This window comes from Acidovorax delafieldii (genome assembly GCF_007993815.1).
Classification (GTDB): Bacteria; Pseudomonadota; Gammaproteobacteria; order Burkholderiales; family Burkholderiaceae_C; genus Acidovorax; species Acidovorax delafieldii.
Genome location: NZ_VJWE01000019.1, coordinates 137,001 through 153,301, shown reverse-complemented (window position 1 = coordinate 153,301; position 16,301 = coordinate 137,001). Strand labels below are relative to the sequence as shown.

General features: G+C 67.8%; 16 protein-coding genes and 1 pseudogene. 14 read left to right on the top strand and 3 right to left on the bottom strand.

Annotated elements, in window-relative coordinates:
- Window positions 1-9: 9 nt before the first annotated feature.
- On the top strand, window positions 10-396 hold the full coding sequence (locus ATF69_RS22710; protein WP_146872371.1) for a VOC family protein: 387 nt from the start codon (window positions 10-12) through the stop codon (window positions 394-396).
- Window positions 397-439: 43 nt separating this feature from the next.
- Here ATF69_RS22710 and ATF69_RS22705 read toward each other — a convergent pair whose 3' ends face one another.
- Window positions 440-1,063, bottom strand: a complete 624-nt coding sequence (locus tag ATF69_RS22705) for a TetR/AcrR family transcriptional regulator (protein ID WP_146872370.1) — start codon at window positions 1,061-1,063, stop codon at window positions 440-442.
- Between the two features lie 140 nt (window positions 1,064-1,203).
- Here ATF69_RS22705 and ATF69_RS22700 point away from each other — a divergent pair, with 140 nt between their 5' ends.
- The 5 genes from ATF69_RS22700 (at window position 1,204) to ATF69_RS22680 (ending at window position 7,078) form a co-directional block, all read left to right on the top strand.
- A complete protein-coding gene (locus ATF69_RS22700) occupies window positions 1,204-2,025 on the top strand; it encodes a metal-dependent hydrolase (protein ID WP_056743529.1) in 822 nt (273 codons plus the stop codon).
- An 18-nt stretch (window positions 2,026-2,043) separates the two neighbouring features.
- The gene (locus ATF69_RS22695) at window positions 2,044-3,477 is read left to right on the top strand and encodes a TolC family protein (protein WP_244303795.1); all 1,434 of its coding nucleotides are present in this window, start codon (window positions 2,044-2,046) and stop codon (window positions 3,475-3,477) included.
- Between the two features lie 17 nt (window positions 3,478-3,494).
- Entirely contained in the window at window positions 3,495-4,481 is a 987-nt protein-coding gene (locus tag ATF69_RS22690) for an HlyD family secretion protein (RefSeq protein ID WP_146872369.1), read from the top strand.
- 216 nt (window positions 4,482-4,697) lie between these two features.
- On the top strand, window positions 4,698-5,870 hold the full coding sequence (locus ATF69_RS22685; RefSeq protein WP_146872368.1) for an ABC transporter permease: 1,173 nt from the start codon (window positions 4,698-4,700) through the stop codon (window positions 5,868-5,870).
- Window positions 5,870-7,078, top strand: coding sequence for an ABC transporter permease (locus ATF69_RS22680; RefSeq protein WP_208758766.1), 1,209 nt, complete (start codon window positions 5,870-5,872; stop codon window positions 7,076-7,078). The genes ATF69_RS22685 and ATF69_RS22680 overlap by 1 nt, the downstream gene beginning before the upstream one ends.
- Here the strand turns inward: ATF69_RS22680 and ATF69_RS22675 are convergent.
- Window positions 7,072-7,608 carry an Mpo1 family 2-hydroxy fatty acid dioxygenase gene (locus ATF69_RS22675; RefSeq protein ID WP_146872367.1) on the bottom strand — a complete coding sequence of 179 codons (537 nt, stop codon included), beginning with the start codon at window positions 7,606-7,608 and terminating at the stop codon, window positions 7,072-7,074. The two genes, ATF69_RS22680 and ATF69_RS22675, sit on opposite strands and share 7 nt — an antisense overlap.
- A gap of 116 nt (window positions 7,609-7,724) precedes the next feature.
- Here ATF69_RS22675 and ATF69_RS22670 point away from each other — a divergent pair, with 116 nt between their 5' ends.
- The 6 genes and pseudogenes from ATF69_RS22670 (at window position 7,725) to ATF69_RS22645 (ending at window position 13,567) form a co-directional block, all read left to right on the top strand.
- Window positions 7,725-8,429: a Crp/Fnr family transcriptional regulator gene (locus tag ATF69_RS22670; protein WP_146872366.1), complete on the top strand. Its 705-nt coding sequence runs from the start codon at window positions 7,725-7,727 to the stop codon at window positions 8,427-8,429.
- A gap of 103 nt (window positions 8,430-8,532) precedes the next feature.
- Window positions 8,533-9,966, top strand: a complete 1,434-nt coding sequence (locus ATF69_RS22665) for an aldehyde dehydrogenase family protein (protein ID WP_056067777.1) — start codon at window positions 8,533-8,535, stop codon at window positions 9,964-9,966.
- A gap of 90 nt (window positions 9,967-10,056) precedes the next feature.
- Window positions 10,057-10,693, top strand: a pseudogene (locus tag ATF69_RS22660) (DUF2889 domain-containing protein).
- A gap of 56 nt (window positions 10,694-10,749) precedes the next feature.
- Window positions 10,750-11,511, top strand: a complete 762-nt coding sequence (locus ATF69_RS22655; RefSeq protein ID WP_146872364.1) for an SDR family oxidoreductase — start codon at window positions 10,750-10,752, stop codon at window positions 11,509-11,511.
- A 374-nt stretch (window positions 11,512-11,885) separates the two neighbouring features.
- Complete coding sequence (locus ATF69_RS22650) at window positions 11,886-12,887, top strand: bactofilin family protein (protein WP_146872363.1); 1,002 nt, start codon at window positions 11,886-11,888, stop codon at window positions 12,885-12,887.
- Window positions 12,884-13,567: a hypothetical protein gene (locus ATF69_RS22645; RefSeq protein ID WP_146872362.1), complete on the top strand. Its 684-nt coding sequence runs from the start codon at window positions 12,884-12,886 to the stop codon at window positions 13,565-13,567. Before ATF69_RS22650 ends, ATF69_RS22645 begins: the two co-directional genes overlap by 4 nt.
- A gap of 28 nt (window positions 13,568-13,595) precedes the next feature.
- Here ATF69_RS22645 and ATF69_RS22640 read toward each other — a convergent pair whose 3' ends face one another.
- Window positions 13,596-14,459 (bottom strand): type IV pili methyl-accepting chemotaxis transducer N-terminal domain-containing protein, encoded by an 864-nt coding sequence (locus ATF69_RS22640; RefSeq protein WP_244303794.1) that lies wholly within the window; start codon window positions 14,457-14,459, stop codon window positions 13,596-13,598.
- Between the two features lie 190 nt (window positions 14,460-14,649).
- On the opposite strand from ATF69_RS22640, the gene ATF69_RS22635 reads away from it, so the two are divergent.
- Window positions 14,650-15,069, top strand: coding sequence for a BLUF domain-containing protein (locus ATF69_RS22635; protein ID WP_015013617.1), 420 nt, complete (start codon window positions 14,650-14,652; stop codon window positions 15,067-15,069).
- A gap of 47 nt (window positions 15,070-15,116) precedes the next feature.
- Window positions 15,117-16,253, top strand: a complete 1,137-nt coding sequence (gene moaA / locus ATF69_RS22630) for a GTP 3',8-cyclase MoaA (protein ID WP_146872361.1) — start codon at window positions 15,117-15,119, stop codon at window positions 16,251-16,253.
- Window positions 16,254-16,301 lie beyond the last annotated feature (48 nt).

Below are 16,301 nucleotides of genomic sequence, written 5' to 3'. Positions count from 1 at the left end.
CCCTACACCATGCCCATTGTTCTGGAATCCATCGACCACGTCGTGCTCACCGTCGCCAGCATCGACAAAACCATTGCGTTTTATGAGCGTGTGCTGGGCATGACCGCCCGGGAGTTCAAGCCCCAGCGGTACGCACTGCACTTCGGCGCGCAAAAGATCAACCTGCACGAAGTGGGCACGGTGGTGGACCCCAATGTGCGCCACGCGACGGCGGGCTCCGGCGACCTGTGCTTTCTCACCCAGATGCCGCTCGACGACGTCATCGCCCACCTGCAGGCCGAAGGCGTCCCCATCGTGCAAGGCCCGGTGGGCGCAACGGGCGCCCGCCACCGGCTGCGCTCGGTCTACATTTACGACCCGGACGAAAACCTGATCGAGATTGCCAACGAGGTGTGAGGCGCTGGCTGCACCGATCGCAGTACGGTCTCCCACACAACGATCAGAACTCGGCCGAGATCGCCGCCCGCAACAAAGTTGCCGCGGGCTCCACCAGCTCTTGCAGCTGCCCGGCCCGGTCCTGCTCGATAGAGTGCAGCACCATCTCGTTGATGCCCCCCACCACGGCCATGGCCATCATGGGCTGCAGGGGCGTCTTGCGTTTGCGCTCACCCGGGCGGTTGTTCACCACGTCCAGCATCAGGTCGGCCAGTTGCTGGTTGGCGCGGCGGCGCGCGGCCAGGCCCGTCGGGCCCAGGCCCAGGATGTCGATGAACAAGGTGCGCAGCAGCACTGGGTTGCGCGCCAACACGCCAAAGTAGGCGGCCATGGCCTGCTCCACCTGGGCCTCCCAGTCGCTGTGCGGATCGATGGCAGCGCGCAGCACCGCAATCGCGTTGCCACTGGCCGCCTCGTACAGCGCGGTCAGGCACTCGGCCTTGTCGGCAAAATTTTCATAAAAGGTGCGGCGCGACACGCTGGCTTCGCGCACGATGTCGGCAATGGTGGTGTCGGCATAGCCCTTGGCGGCCACGGCGCGTGCCATGCCCTCCAGCAGGCGGGCGCGGTGTTCGGTGCCCGCAGCGGGTGCAACGGGCGCAGCAATTGGGGCGGTGACGTCACTCATGGAGGCTGATCGCAATGCAGAAAATTCGACGAGGTACTTGACAGTACCATAGTTGATCTGCATCATACAAATCCACCGGTACTGCAAAGTACCAAATCCATGCACCACCGCGCGGCCCCCTTGCGCCAGGAGCTTTCTTCATGACCGAACTCGTTGTCCGCCGCCTGCTGATCGACCTGGAGACGCCGTTTGCGCGCCACTGGTGTGGTGGCGACGCGTTTCGCTCTGCGCTGTTCAACGCGCTGTCGATGAGCTTTCCGGTGGGCGAGCAGTTCTTTATCGATGCCGTGCGTGACGGCCACAAGGCCCTGCCCCCCGACAGGCAGGCGCAGTTTGCCGACGAAGTGCGTGGCTTCATCGGGCAGGAGGCCACCCACCGCCGCATCCACGCGCTGTTCAACGGCCACCTCGACCAGCAGGGCCTCGCCAATGAATGGGCCCCGCGTGCGCAAGAGCGCATGAAGCTGTTTGCGGGCGCCGACCCACGCCATCCGCTGGCTGTGACCGCTGCCAACGAGCACTTCACCGCCCTGCTCGCCGAATGGCTGCTTGCCCACCCCGAGGTGCTGCAGGGCGCCGAGCCGCGCCTGGCCACGATGTGGCAATGGCACTGCGCCGAAGAGTCCGAGCACAAGAACACGGCCTTCGACCTTTACCAGGCACTGGGCGGCAACCACGAGTGGCGCATCACCTGGTTCCGCCGCATCACGGTGGTGTTCCTCGGCGATGTGCTGCGCCAGACGGTGCTGAACCTGCGCCGCGATGGCTCGCTGTGGAAATGGAGCACGTGGACCAGCGCCGCACGCACGTTGTTCGGCAAGGGCGGCCTGGTGCGCGAGACCTGGCGCCCCTGGCGCGAGTACCTGCGCCCCGACTTTCACCCCAGCCAGCACGGCACCGACTTGTCGGCACGCTGGCTGGCGGAGCACAGCAACGCCTACACCCCGGTGGGTGCGCGCTGACAACCACGACCTGACACCATGACCCATCCCACCACGCCCCGGCACACAGGCCGGGCAGGCGCGGCTTTGCTCTGCCTGCTTGCATCTACCACCCTGACCCTGCTGCCCCTGCAGGCCCACGCCGCCCCTTTGGCGTTTGACGCAGCGCTGCAGCAGCTGCAGCAGCGCTCCGACCAGCTGGCCGCATCGCGCAGCGCCGTCGAAAGCGCCCAGCTGCGCCGCGACGCCATGCAGCGCCTGGGTGGCCCGGTGGTCAACCTGAGCGGCGCCGCCTACACCTACAACGCCAACCTGGACGTGGACCTGAACCCGCTGAACCGCGCACTGCCCGGCGTGCTGTCGCAGCTGCCACCCCAGCTGGCGGGCTCGCTGGCCCAGTTGCCGCATCTGCCGTCCAGCTACACGCTCAACCGCAGCAAGAGCGACACCACAGCCTCGGTCTCTGCCATCTGGCCGATCTACATGGGCGGCGCCAGCAATGCGGCCCGGGGCCTGCTGGATGCCCAGGCGCAAGAAGCCCAGGCCGACGCCGCCAAAACCGGCCATGAGGCCACCACCCTGCTGGTGCAGCGCTACTTTGGCGCCCAGCTGGCGCAGCGCGCTGCCCTGCTGCGCGAATCGGCCCTGGCCACCATTGAGCAGCACGACGCCGCCGCACAGAAGATGCTGGACGCTGGCGTGATCGCACGCGTCGAACGCCTGCAGGCCCGCTCCGCGCTGGAAGAGGCCCGCCGCAACGCGCGCAAGGCCCGCGACGATGCCGAGCTGGCCGCCACGGCGCTGACCCGCACCCTGAAGGCGTCCGACCCTGTGACGCCCACCAGCCCCCTGTTTGTGCTGAGCCAGCCGGTCGAGCCCCTGCCCTACTTCATCGACACCGCTTTGGCCCACCACCCAGGCTTGGACAAGGTGGCCGCCAAGAAAGAGCAAGCCACGCAACTGCACGCCGCCCAGGAGGCACTGCGCAAGCCCCAGGTGTTCGCGTTTGGCCAGCGTCAGCTCAAGACCGGCCGCGATGCCGACTGGGTGGCCGGCGTGGGCGTGCGCTGGACGCTGTGGGACTCCATCGACCGCAACGCGCTGGCCGAGTCATCCAACCGCCAGATCGAGCAGGCTGAGCGCACCGGCGCGCAGGCGCAGAACGACATTGCCCTGCTGGTGGAAAAGCGCTGGCTGGCCCTGGAGCAGGCGCGCCGCGCCTACTTTGCGCTGCAGCCGGGTCTGGAGCTGGCCGACGAAGTGCTGCGCCTGCGCATTTCCGGCCTGAAGGCGGGCACCAGCACCACACTGGATCTGATCGACGCCCAGGTCAACCAGGCCAAGGCCCAGACCGAACGCGCGCAGGCCGCCCACGACTACGTGAAGGCGCTGGCCGATCTGCTGGAGGCCTGCGGCCTGTCGGAAGACTTTGGCAAATACATGGCGCGCGCTGATGCGGTGCGGGTGGAATGAGTAAAGGTGGAACGAACATGAGCAAGAACAACAGCAAAAAAGCAGCCGTGATCGGCTCAGTGGCCTTTGTGGCCGTGGCAGGCTTTGTGGGCTTTGGTCTGTGGAAGGCCTCGCAGCCTGCACCCGAGGTGTTCCAGGGCCAGATCGAAGCGCAAGAGGCCGACATCGCCCCCAAGGTCACTGCGCGCATCGCGCAGATCCTGGTGAAGGAAGGCGACCAGATCGCCGTGGGCGCCCCGCTGATCCGCATGGACAGCCCCGAGGTCACCGCAAAGCTGGCCCAGGCCACGGCGGCGCAAGAGGCTGCCCAGGCCGTGGCCGACAAGGCACAGCACGGCGCGCGCCCGCAAGAGATTGAAATGGCCCGCCTGAACTGGCAGCGTGCCGTGGCCGCCGCCGACCTGGCCGAATCGTCCTTCAAGCGCGTGGACGGCCTGGCCCGTGAGGGCCTGGTGGCGGCGCAAAAACGCGACGAGGCCGAGGCCAACTTCAAGGCCTCGCGCGACCAGGCGCTGGCAGCCAAGGCCCAGTACGACCTGGCCCGCGCCGGTGCCCGCACCGAAGACCGATCCGCCGCCAGCGCCCAGGCGCGCCAGGTGGCTGGCGTGGTGGCGGAGGTGCAGGCGGCCCAGGCCGAGACCGAGCTCAAGAGCCCCGTCGCCGGCGAAGTGGCCAAGGTGCTGGCCCGCACGGGCGAGCTGTCGCCGCAGGGCGTGGCCGTGGTCACGGTGGTGGACCTGAAGGACCAGTGGGTGGTGCTGAATGTGCGCGAAGACCGTCTGCAGCGCTTTGCCATCGGCAACGAGTTTGACGCCACGCTGCCCGCGCTGGGCAGCAAAACCGTGAAGTTCAAGGTCTACCACACGGCTGCGCTGCCCGACTTTGCCACCTGGCGCGCCACACGCGCAGGCCAGGGCTTTGACGCCCGCACGTTTGAAGTGCGCGCGCGCCCGGCGGCCCCCATCGAAGGCGCACGCCCCGGCATGACGGTGCTGGTGAACTGAAATGCGACACCCCCCTGAGCGCCTTCGGCGCTTCCCCCCGCTCTCGCAACGCTATGCGTTGCGGGCAGGGGGACGCAGCCCTCGCTGCGGGGCGGCCCTTGCTCGGCTGCCCTCTCCGGGCCGCGCCTGTTCCGAATTCCGCGACGGGAGTGGAGCGCGATGGAAAACCGATCCCAAAAAGTGCCTCCAGCGTTTATCTTACAAGCGCAAAAAGCTATGAATTCAATAGCAAACAGCCTTCGCCGCGAAGCCCGCCGCCTGGCGGCCGATCCGTGGGACCTGGCCATGGTCACCTGGGTGCCGCTGCTGGGCGTGGCGCTGTTGTGGTGGATCTTCTCGGCCGGCCTGCCGCGCCACCTGGCGGTGGGCGTGGTGGATGACGACCACTCCAGCCTGTCGCGCCAGCTGGTGCGCATGCTGGACGCCACACCGGGCGTGCAGATCACCCAGCACTTCACCAACTCGGCCGAGGCCGAACGCGCGCTGCGCGCGGTGGAAGTGTACGCCGTGGTCTCCATCCCGCGCGACTTTGCGCGCACCGTGAAGGAAGGCCGCGCCGCGCAGGTCACGCTGCTGCACAACGCGCAGATGTCCACCCACTCGGGCCTGCTGCAGCGCGATGTGCGCACGGCCGTGGGCACCTTGTCGGCCGGTGTCGAGATGGCCGCGCGCAACAAACGCGGCGAAAGCGCCCAGGCCGTGCACGTGAGCATGGAGCCCATCCACACGCAGATGGTGGCGCTGTTCAATGTGTCCAGCAACTACGAGCAGTTTCTGGGCGCGGCGCTGATCCCCGCCCTGCTGCACATCCTGGCCATGACGGCCGGTGCCTGGACGGTGGGCCGCGAGCTGCGCGACCGCACGCTGGGCGAGTGGCTGGGCGCAGGGGGCTGGGTGCGCACTGCAGGCGCGCTGGTCGGCAAGCTCGCCCTGCCCTGGGTAACACTCACGCTGGTGGGCCTGCTCGCGCTGGTGGGCATCACCTGGGGCCGGGGCTGGCACCCGCCGGGCAATCTGTGGTGGGTGGCTGCGGCGCTGGCGCTGCTGATAGCGGTGTCGATCACCGCAGGCGCTGCGCTGGCAGGCATCACGCGGTCGCTGCGCACTGCGCTGTCGGGTGCGGGCTTTTTTGCGGCACCGGCATTTGCGTTCAGCGGCGTGGCGTTTCCCCTTTCGGGCATGCCCGGCAGCGCACGCGCGTGGGCCGAAGCCATGCCGTTCACCCACTACATCCGCCTGCAGATCGAGCAGCTGCAAATGGGCGCACCGGTGGCTACCAGCGTCTCGACGATGGTGGCGCTGACCATCGCCACCGCAGGGCTGTGGCTGGTAGGCGCCACGGCGCTGACCGAGGCCCACAAACGCCCAGACACCTGGGGAGGCCGCTGATGAACGCACCGATGCAACCCATGCCGGTGACAACGCCACCCCACCAGGGCCTGCTGGGCGCCTGGTTGCAAGCGCTGGCCACCGTGGTGCGCGACAAGGGCGTGCTGCTGCTGTTGGTAGGAGCGCCCGTGCTCTACGGTTTTTTCTACCCCTGGTTCTATGCCGACGAGGTGCTGACCCGCGTGCCTGTGGCCGTGGTGGATAGGGACCACACCAGCCTGTCGCGCCAGATCACTCGGTTTGCCGACGCCAACCCCCGCATTGAAGTGCGTTTTGTCGCCGCCAGCGAACGCGAGGCGCAGGAGGCCCTGTGGCGCGGAGAGATCGAAGGCTACGCGGTGATCCCTGCCGGGCTCAAGCGCAGCGTGGTGCGCGGCGAAAACGCCGTGGTCAGCATCGAGGCCAACGGCGCCTACGCGCTGCTGAACAAGGCCGTGCAATACGGTTTCGCAGAGGCCGTCGGCACCGTGTCTGCCGGGGTCGAGATCCGCAAGCTGCAGGCCAGCGGCCAGAGCGCCCCCCAGGCCCGCGCCAGCCGCGCGCCGGTGCAACTGCAGATGGTGGCGCTGTTCAACCCCACCGAGGGCTACGGCAGCTTTGTGGTGCCTGCTGTGGCGCTGCTCATCCTGCAGCAGACCTTGCTGATGGGCGCTGCGATGCTCACCGGCACCTGGGTGGAAAGCGGCCAGCACCGTGCCCGCGCCACCACCTGGCTGGGCCGCCTGCTGGCGCTGTGCACGCTGGGCTGGGCCAGCGGCCTCTTCTACTTTGGCTGGATCTTTGTGCTGCACGACTACCCGCGCGGCGGCAACCCGCTGGGCGCACTGGCGCTGCTGGCCTGCTACATCCCGGCCATCGCTGCGCTGGGTGTGTTGCTGGGGCTGTGGTTTGGCAACCGTGAACGCGCGCTGCAGGTGCTGCTGTTCACCACACTGCCCATCGCGTTCGTCGCAGGCTTCTCGTGGCCGGTGGAGGCGCTGCCCGAGCCGCTGCAGTGGCTGCGCTGGCTGCTGCCCAGCACCTCGGGCGTGCAGGCGTCGCTGCGGCTCAACCAGCTGGGCGCACCGCTGTCCGCCGCGCTGCCTTACCTGTGTGCGCTGGTGGCGCTGGGTGCGGTGTGCGCAGGGGCCGTGCTGGCCCTTGCGAGGCCGTCAAGCCCTGGCGCTCAAGCAGCAAACGCGGCGGAGCGCGAGCGCAGAGCTTACTGAGGGTGGGCAGCAGCCTGTTGCCCGGTACGCAAGCGCACCGGGCCGCTGCGCTCTTCCACTGCCGCCTGCACTTCCTTGCGCAGGCCCAGTGCAAACGCCCACTCAGCCACCACAAACAGCGGGCCCACGATCAGGCCCACCAGGTCGTCCACAAAAGCGGGCTTGCGGCCTTCGTAGTAGTGGCCCACGAACTGGATCACCCAGCCCACGGCAAACAGGCCAATGCCCGTGGCGAGCCAGACGGCCAAGGTCTGTGCGGCCACCCATTGCCCGCCCACCAGCATGGCGGCCAGCAGGGTTGCCATCGCCAGGCCAAAACGCATGTCCAGCCGGAAGTAAAAGACGCTGGCCGCCAGCGCGGCGAACAACGCGGGGCTCAGCGGCAAGGCGCCTACCATCCAGGTGGGGCGCGACAGCAGGATGACGACGGCAAACATGATCATGGGCACGCCCACAAAATGGGTGTGGATGTTGCGCGGATCGCGGTGGTAGTCGGCGTATTGGGAGAGGTGGTCGATCAGGGTTTTCATGGGTGTCTCCAGCATGTGTTTTGCGCAGCATCAATACTCGCTCTCGGGCTGCGCCAGCGTCTGTCGTGCAGACGACAAAAACCCCGCCGCCCTCCTGCCCCGTTCACTCGCATCCCATGTCCACCCCCTCTGCCTATTTACCCGTCCTCCAGACAGGTCGCTGGTTTGCCCACCTGCCGCCCGACTTTGCCCAGCCGCTGATTGCCATGGCGCAGCTGCGCCATCTGGCAACGGGCGAGGTGCTGTTCCGGCGGGGTGACGCGCCCTGTGGCCTGTATGCGGTGGTGCGCGGCGCGGTCAGCATCTCGGGCACCCGGGGGCGGGCCGACGAGGCGCGTGCAGCGCTGCTGATCCGTCTGGAGCCGCCGCACTGGTTTGGCGAGATCTCGGTGTTTGACAACTCGGCCCGCACGCACGATGCGCAGGCCACCGAACCCACGACCCTGGTGCACATCCCGCACGAGCGGCTGCAGCACTGGCTGCAGGCCCACCCGCAGCACTGGCACGCGCTGGCCTTGCTGATTACCGACAAGCTGCGCTCGGCCTTCGTGGCGATGGAAGAGCTGGCGCTTTTGCCCGCCCCGCAGCGCCTGGCACGGCGCCTGGTGATGATGGCCGAGGGCTACGGGCAGTGGACGGCCGAAGGGCAGTCGCGCCGCGTGATCGAGATCTCGCAAGAGCAGCTGTCGCTGATGCTGGCGATCTCGCGCCAGACCACCAACCAAATCCTCAAGGACCTGGAGTCGCGCCAGCTGGTGCGCGTGCAGCGCGGCGAGGTGGAGATTCTGGACCTGGCCGGCCTGCGGGGCGTTTGCGCCTGATTACTATCAAATCAATAGCATCCAAGGCATGTTGCACTGGCGCATGCGCCGGTTTTTACACAAATACTAAGCACACATTCCATTTCCGGGCAAAATGGCGGCCATGCAACTCAACTACATCGCCAACGCCTCGGTGCCCTCGTCCTCGGGCCGCACGATCCCCGTGATCGACCCGTCTGACGGCCAGCCCTTCGACGAGATCCAGCGCAGCAACGCCGACGACATCGACGCGGCGGTGCATGCAGCCCGCCAGTGCTACCACGCGGTGTGGCAAAAGTTGGCCCCGGTGGAACGCGGTCGCCTGCTGCAAAAGCTCTCAGCCAAGATCCTGGAACATGCGGACGAGCTGACGGCGCTGGAGCAGCGCGACTGCGGCAAGCCCACCAAGCAGGCGCGGGCCGACGCGATTGCGCTGGCGCGCTACTTCGAGTTCTACGCCGGTGCGTGCGACAAGTTCCACGGCGAGACCATTCCCTACCCCGACGGCTACAGCGTGCTGACCTGGCGCGAGCCCCACGGCGTCACGGGCCACGTGATCCCCTGGAACTACCCCATGCAGATCTTCGGCCGCAGCGTGGGCGGCGCGCTGGCGGCGGGCAATGTGTGCGTGGTTAAGCCCGCCGAAGACGCGTGCCTGTCGCTGATCCGCGTGGCGCAGCTGGCGGCAGAAGTGGGCTTCCCCGCCGGGGCGCTGAACATCGTCACCGGCTACGGCCATGAGGTGGGCGACGCACTGGCGCGCCACCCCGGCATCGACCACATCAGCTTCACCGGCAGCCCCAAGATCGGCACGCTGATCCAGCAGGTGGCCGCGGAGCGCCACTGCCCCGTGACGCTGGAGCTGGGCGGCAAGAGCCCGCAGATCATCTTTGCCGACGCCGACCTGGACGCCGCCATCCCAGTGGTCATCAACGCTATCGTGCAGAACGCCGGGCAGACCTGCTCGGCCGGCTCGCGCGTGCTGATCGACTCGCTGATTTATGAACCGCTGCTGGAGCGCCTGGGCAAGGCGTTTGAAAAGCTGCGCGTCGGCCCCGCCGCCATGGACCTGGACGTGGGCCCTCTGATTCGCCAGACGCAACAGCAGCGCGTGTGGGACTTCCTCTCCGACGCGCAAGTGGCTGGCATCCCCATGGTGGCCCAGGGCGTGGTGGTGGACGAAGCCCCCGAGACCGGCTACTACCAGGCCCCCACCTTGCTGCGCGATGTGCCCGTGGGCCACCGCCTGGCGCAAGAGGAAGTCTTCGGCCCCGTGCTGTCGGCCATGGCCTTCCAGGACGAAGACCACGCGGTGGAGCTGGCCAACGCCACGCAGTTCGGCCTGGTCGCGGGCATCTGGACGCGCGACGGCGCGCGCCAGTTCCGCATGGCCAAGCGCGTGCACAGCGGCCAGGTGTTCATCAACAACTATGGCGCGGCCGGCGGTGTGGAGCTGCCGTTTGGCGGCGTCAAATCCAGCGGCTACGGGCGCGAAAAGGGCTTTGAGGCGCTGTACGGCTTCACCACCTTGAAGACCGTTGCCATCAAGTACGGTTGAAGAGGCATTGCAGGGTGTCCCGCTGGCGCGCGACGGTGCTGGCAGGCCCCGCTAACCTCGGCTGCTTCTGTACGACGATTTTTCTTCCCCATGCCCCTGAGCCCCCCCCGCCCCCCGCACCCTGAAGCATGTCCGCCGGGTGAAGTACCAGGGCTTTGAACGCGACGATGGCCTGTGGGACATCGAAGGCGAGCTGCATGACAGCAAGGCCTACGACGCCCCCTCGCACCGCGACCCGACGCGCACGCGCCTGGCGGGCGAAGCCATCCACCACATGTGGCTGCGTGTGACCGTGAACCGCCAGCTGGTGGTGCAGGCGGTGGATGTGTCCATGGATTCGCACCCGCTCAAAGGCTGCACCGAGGCCCAGGCAGCGCTGCAGCGCATGGTGGGCTGCAGCATGGCACGCGGCTGGCGCCAGGCCATCCAGAAGCACCTGGGCGGCGTGGAAAGCTGCACGCACCTGCGCGAGCTGCTGTTCAACCTGGCCACGGCCGCGTTCCAGTCGGTGCCTGCGGTGTTTTCGTCCGCCAACCCGGACGAGCCGCCGCGCCACCTGGGCCAGTGCACAGGGTGGGACTTCAACGGCCAAGGCGTGAAAGAGTTTTTCCCCCAGTTCTATGGCCGGCAGCCCAAGGCACCCGCCCCGGCAGCCCCTACGTCAGATACGGCCCATACGGCTACAGCCACTGAAATTTCAGCCCCATCGGGCGCTAGCGCTAGTTGAATATGCGCTGGTAGCTATCAATTTTGATATATCACCCCAACCCATCGGAGACACCCATGCGTGTGCAGAACAAATCCATCATCGTCACCGGCGCCGGCAACGGCATTGGCGAAGGCATTGCCAAGCGCCTGGCGGCAGAGGGCGGCAAGGTCATCGTCAATGACATCAACGAAGCGGGCGGCCAGCGCGTGGTGGCCGAGATCACGGCCGCGGGCGGCACGGCCGCGTTCTTCAAGGCCGACGTGACGAAGTCCGCCGAAGTGAAAGCCATGGTCGACGAAGCCGTGCGCCTGTACGGCCGCTTGGACGTGGTGGTGAACAACGCGGGCTGGACGCACCGCAACCGCCCCATGCTCGAAGTGAGCGAGGACGAGTTCGACAAGGTCTATGCCATCAACATGAAGAGCATCTACCTGAGCGCCATCCACGCCGTGCCCGCACTGCGCCAAGCGGGCGGCGGCAGCATCATCAACATCGCCTCCACCGCCGGGCTGCGCCCCCGCCCGGGCCTGACTTGGTACAACGGCTCCAAGGGCGCCGTCATCATCACCAGCAAGTCCATGGCGGCCGAGCTGGGCCCGGACAACATCCGCGTGAACTGCATCAACCCCGTGTTCAACCCCGACACGGGCCTGGCTGCCGAGTTTGCAGGCGGCCCGGTGGACGATGCGCGCCGCGCCAAGTTCCTGGCCACCATTCCGCTGGGCCGCTTCTCCACCGCGCTCGACGTGGCCAATGCGGCGCTGTACCTGGCGAGCGACGAGGCATCGTTCATCAGCGGCGTGTGCATTGAGGTCGACGGCGGGCGCTGCGTTTAAGCAAGCACGCCAACAGGCGTCCTGGCACGCCCTGAAGCAGCCAATACGTCCCTTTTTTGAGCGCCCCAATCCGCACTAGGACAGTGCGGATTGATTTGACCGTGCTGGCCCTGCTGCCTATAGTGCCGTCGATGTTTGCGAGCCAGCACCACACCACAGCCGCCAGCGCTACGGCGCCGCTGCGCCGTGGCGCGCGCTCGCAGGCCACGCTCCAGGCCGGTGACCGCGCTCTCTGCACCCTCGCTGCAGATTCCTGAGCCCGGCGACAACCCCTCCCCTCCGCATTCTTTTCGCGCACCTCCTGTCGCCGGGCCCCACGCCCAGCGCCAGCTTGCGCCTTGGCCACGGCCGGGGCGCGGACGTCAGGAGTGTCCATGCCCCCGTTCCCTTCGGGCGAGATTTCGCTCGCCCCGTGCGCGCCCGCGCACCCACTCGCAGCCTCTGCGCTCACGCGCGAGGGTTCTGTCGATCAGGCCGTAGCCCACGCGGCCGCCACCGCCGACATCACCCGCCAGTTCATCCGTGCCAAGCAGCCCTGCGCCGACGGCTACCGCTGGTACCTGCGCCGCCAGGAGGGCGCCAGCAACTACCAGGCGTTGCTGGACGACCTGGTGCGCGAGGGCCGCGTGGAGGACGCGTGCTGGATGCTGGACCAGTTCGGCCCCACCAACGATGTGCTGGAGGTGGACCACCTGGAGGCCGACGCGCTGGTGTTTGCCGGCAGCGTGCGCTGCCGGGGCCATGCCGATGTGGAGGGGGTGCTGCGCACGGGCCGCAGCCTGAGCGTGCTGGGCGGCCTGCGGGTGGGCGGTGCGCTGCGCGTGGGCGAAGACCTGCGCGTGGCGGGCGCGGTGCGCTGCGAGGGCAGCGCACGGCTGCAGGGCGATGTGCGCGCGGGCTGGTCGCTGACCGTGGCGCAGCGGCTGCAATGCACGGGCAGCCTGCGCGTGGGCGGAGAGCTGGACTGCGGCGCCGCCGCCCAGATCGGCGGCCACTGCCGGGTAGCCCAGGATTTGCGCGTGGCGGGCGACCTGGGCTGCGAAGGCGGCATCAAGGTGGGCGGCCACCTGCAAGCCGACGCGGCCCTGCAGGCAGCCCGGGGCCTGTGGGTGATGGGCGACGTGGACTGCAAGGGCCACCTGCAGGTGGGCTGGGGGGTGCGGGCTGGTGGGCATATCCACGCCGGTGGCGCCATCCGCGCGGGCGAAAGCCTCTGGGCGGGCGACACGATTGCCGCAGGCGAGGCCTACGGCGTGTATGCAGGCCTGGATGTGCCCTTGCCCGACTGGCCCCACAGCGCCCAGGTCAGCGCCCGCGAACACCCCGCGCGCCTGCTGAGCGGCTGCTGGGCGGGCGGCACAGAGAGCACGCCATGACGGCCAGCACCTTTTGCCTGCACCTGCCGGGCCCTGCCATCGCCACCACCAAGGCACAGGCCAGCCCAAGCCTGCGGGGCCGCTGGGCCCAGTGGCTGACCGAGCTGCGCATCGACGTGGACCTGTCGGGCCGCGACATCCAGCGCGAGTTCGATGCACTGTACGACCGCATCCGCACCAACCACCGCACGCGCGACGCCATGCGGCCGCTGCCCCTGCACCTGCGCGGGCTGGTGTTTCGCCTGCGCGAGGCCGACGGCGAATATTTTGTGTATGCCATCGACCCGCTGCGCAACCGCATCGTGGCCTACACCGTGTTCAACCGGCTGGTGGAGGTGGACCGGCGCACCGACCGCCACCTGCGCGCACCCCACACCAAGGTGGCGCACGGTTACCGGCGCATGGGCATTGCCACGGCCATCTACCGCTGGTGGCTGGACTCGGGCCGTTGTCTCATGACGGGGGCACGCCAGTCCGCCGGCGCGCACGGACTGTGGATGGCCCTGGCGCGCGACTATGAGCTGGCCGCCGTGCGCATCGATGCAAACAAGCGTGTGCAGCAGTTGCAAATGCCCCCGCCGCCGGGATTTTTTGACGCGCTGGACACGCGACTGGTGTTGGTGGGGCGCGATTGCCGCTTGGCGGACTTTACGCAGCCCGCTGCCTGCAATGGCCGGTGACCCGATGGGCCGAACTGCGCGGAGCCGATCAGCCCAGCACCTCGCGCAGGGCAGCCTCGTACAGGCCGGTGAGCTTGTCCATCACACCCAGCAGGCGTTCGCTGGTCGTTGCCACCGCGTTGAGCCCAGCGTCATCGGCCGGGCGGCGCAAGGCCGCGTCGAAGAACAGCCATTGCGAGTCGGCCAGCTCCAGCTCGCTGCGGATGGCAGGCGTGGACACGGGGGCCGCCTTGAGCGTCTGCAGCGCCTGCCGGAAGTCGGCCGCATCGGCCGCCAGCTGCGCGTGCACCACCTTCGACTCCACCTTGGCAGCACTCAAGAAGTAGTTTTTGGCCAGGCGCTGCGACAGCATGCGCTGGCGGCCCGCCAGGTTGACCAGGCGGGCGCTGGGCGCCTGCGCCATCTTCTCGATGGACTCGGTCACAGCCTGGGCAATCAGCAGCGTGCGGTCAGCCTGCTCGGAGGCCGCAACGACCAGGGCGGTCTGGGTGGCCGGCACTGCAGTCAGCTGGTTGAGCAGCGCAAACTGCTTTTGCACATCTTCCAGCTGGCGCCCCACATCGGCGGGCCAGCGCCCGGTCTGCGTGCCCCGGGCCAGCTCGTTGCTGCCCGACTGCGCCATCTTGCGGGCCAGCCCCATCACGTCCACCGCTGCGCCGGGCAACACCTGCAGGTACTGCTGGCAATAGGCCTTGGCCATGCGTTGCGACAACGCACGGAACCAGCCCGCATAGTTGATGGCGCCGGACAACCCCATCTGTGCCTGGGCCCCAACGGCCACACTCGCCCAGGTGGGCAGCAGGATGCCTGCCGCCACCCACTGAACCGCCACACGGCGCTGGCAGGGCATGGCGTCGGCGGAGAACCTGTTCAATACCTCGCGAGCTGGCATGGGAACCCCTTGAAATCGGATGCCCGCATTGTTGCGACGCAGCATTCCCATGCCCTGCGCCAGATCAAAGCGCCCCGCCATCCCCCGCAATCGTTTGCGCTGCAGCAACAAATCCGGCTTCAAGGTCATTCGCAGCAGGGCCCACACCCCCCCGCCAAACCTGACACACTGCGCCGCTCAGGAGACGAACATGTTGATACAACTGACCTATGCTAGCCGCACCTCCCGCGTGCTCGGCCCCGCAGACATCAAGGACATCTTGAGCGCCTCGCAGCGCAACAATGCCCGTGCGGGCATCACCGGCGCGCTGTGCCTGAACAACGGCATCTTTCTGCAGCAGCTCGAAGGCGACCGCGCTGCGGTCAACGCGCTGTACCACCGCCTGCTCAAGGACACCCGCCACAAGGACACGGCCGTGCTGGACTTTGGCGAGATCCCGCACCGCCGCTTCACCAGCTGGTCCATGGGGCTTCTGGGCTCGGTGGACGCCAACCGGCAGCTGTTCCTCAAATACTCCAGCACCCCGGATTTCGACCCTTTCAGCATGAGCACCTTGATGCTGCGCAGCTTCTTCGACGAGATCCTGCAGAACGTGCGCTGGCTGGAGTGAGAAAATGCGGGCCATGTGCCCTCCCGCCCTGCTGAACGAGCCCACCCATGTCTGAACGCGTGATTCCGCTGGTCGATGAACGCCTGGCCTCGCTGGCGGCCACAGTGCCAGCCCAGCTGGTCAGCCCCACAGGGCTGCTCACCGATGCCCGAGGCCGCCCGCTGCGCGACCTGCGCATCAGCGTGACGGACCGCTGCAACTTCCGCTGCAACTACTGCATGCCCAAGGAAGTGTTCGACAAGGACTACCCCTACCTGCCGCACGGGGCGCTCCTGAGCTTTGAGGAGATCACTCGGCTGGCGCGGCTTTTTCTGGCGCATGGCGTGCGCAAGATCCGCCTGACGGGCGGCGAGCCCCTGCTGCGCAAGAACCTCGAAGACCTGGTGGCACAACTGGCCCAGCTGCGCACCGTGGACGGCCTGGCGCCCGACCTCACCCTCACCACCAACGGATCACTGCTCGCGCGCAAGGCCCAGGCCCTGAAGGACGCGGGCCTGAACCGCGTGACGGTGAGCCTGGACGGCCTGGACGACACCATCTTTCGCCGCATGAACGATGTGGACTTTCCGGTGGCCGATGTGCTGGCCGGCATCGAGGCCGCGCATGCGGTGGGCCTGTCGCACATCAAGGTCAACATGGTGGTCAAGCGCGGCACCAACGACCACGAGATATTGCCCATGGCGCGGCACTTTCGGGGCACCGGCACCACGCTGCGCTTCATCGAATACATGGACGTGGGCGCCACCAACGGCTGGCGCATGGACGAGGTGCTGCCCTCTGCCGAACTCATCGAGCGCCTGCGCGCCGAACTGCCGCTGGTGCAGCTGGACCCGAGCAGCCCCGGCGAAACCGCCGAGCGCTGGGGCTATGCCGATGCCCAGGGCCGGCACGACCCCGCACTGGGTGAGGTCGGAGTGATCAGCAGCGTGACCCAGGCCTTCTGCCACGACTGCAACCGCGCACGCCTGTCCACCGAAGGCAAGCTCTACCTGTGCCTGTTTGCCAGCCAGGGCTACGACCTGCGCAGCCTGCTACGCGGGGGCGCGAGCGATGCAGAGATTGCCGCGGCCATCGCCCCCATCTGGCAGCAGCGGAACGACCGCTACTCCGAGTTGCGCAGCAGCCTGCCCGCCGACACCAGCCAGGGGGCGCGCCGCGTTGAGATGAGCTACATCGGGGGCTAGCAGCTCTGTAGAAAAAGCGTTGTGCTTATGGGCAGCGCCGTCTTTCTA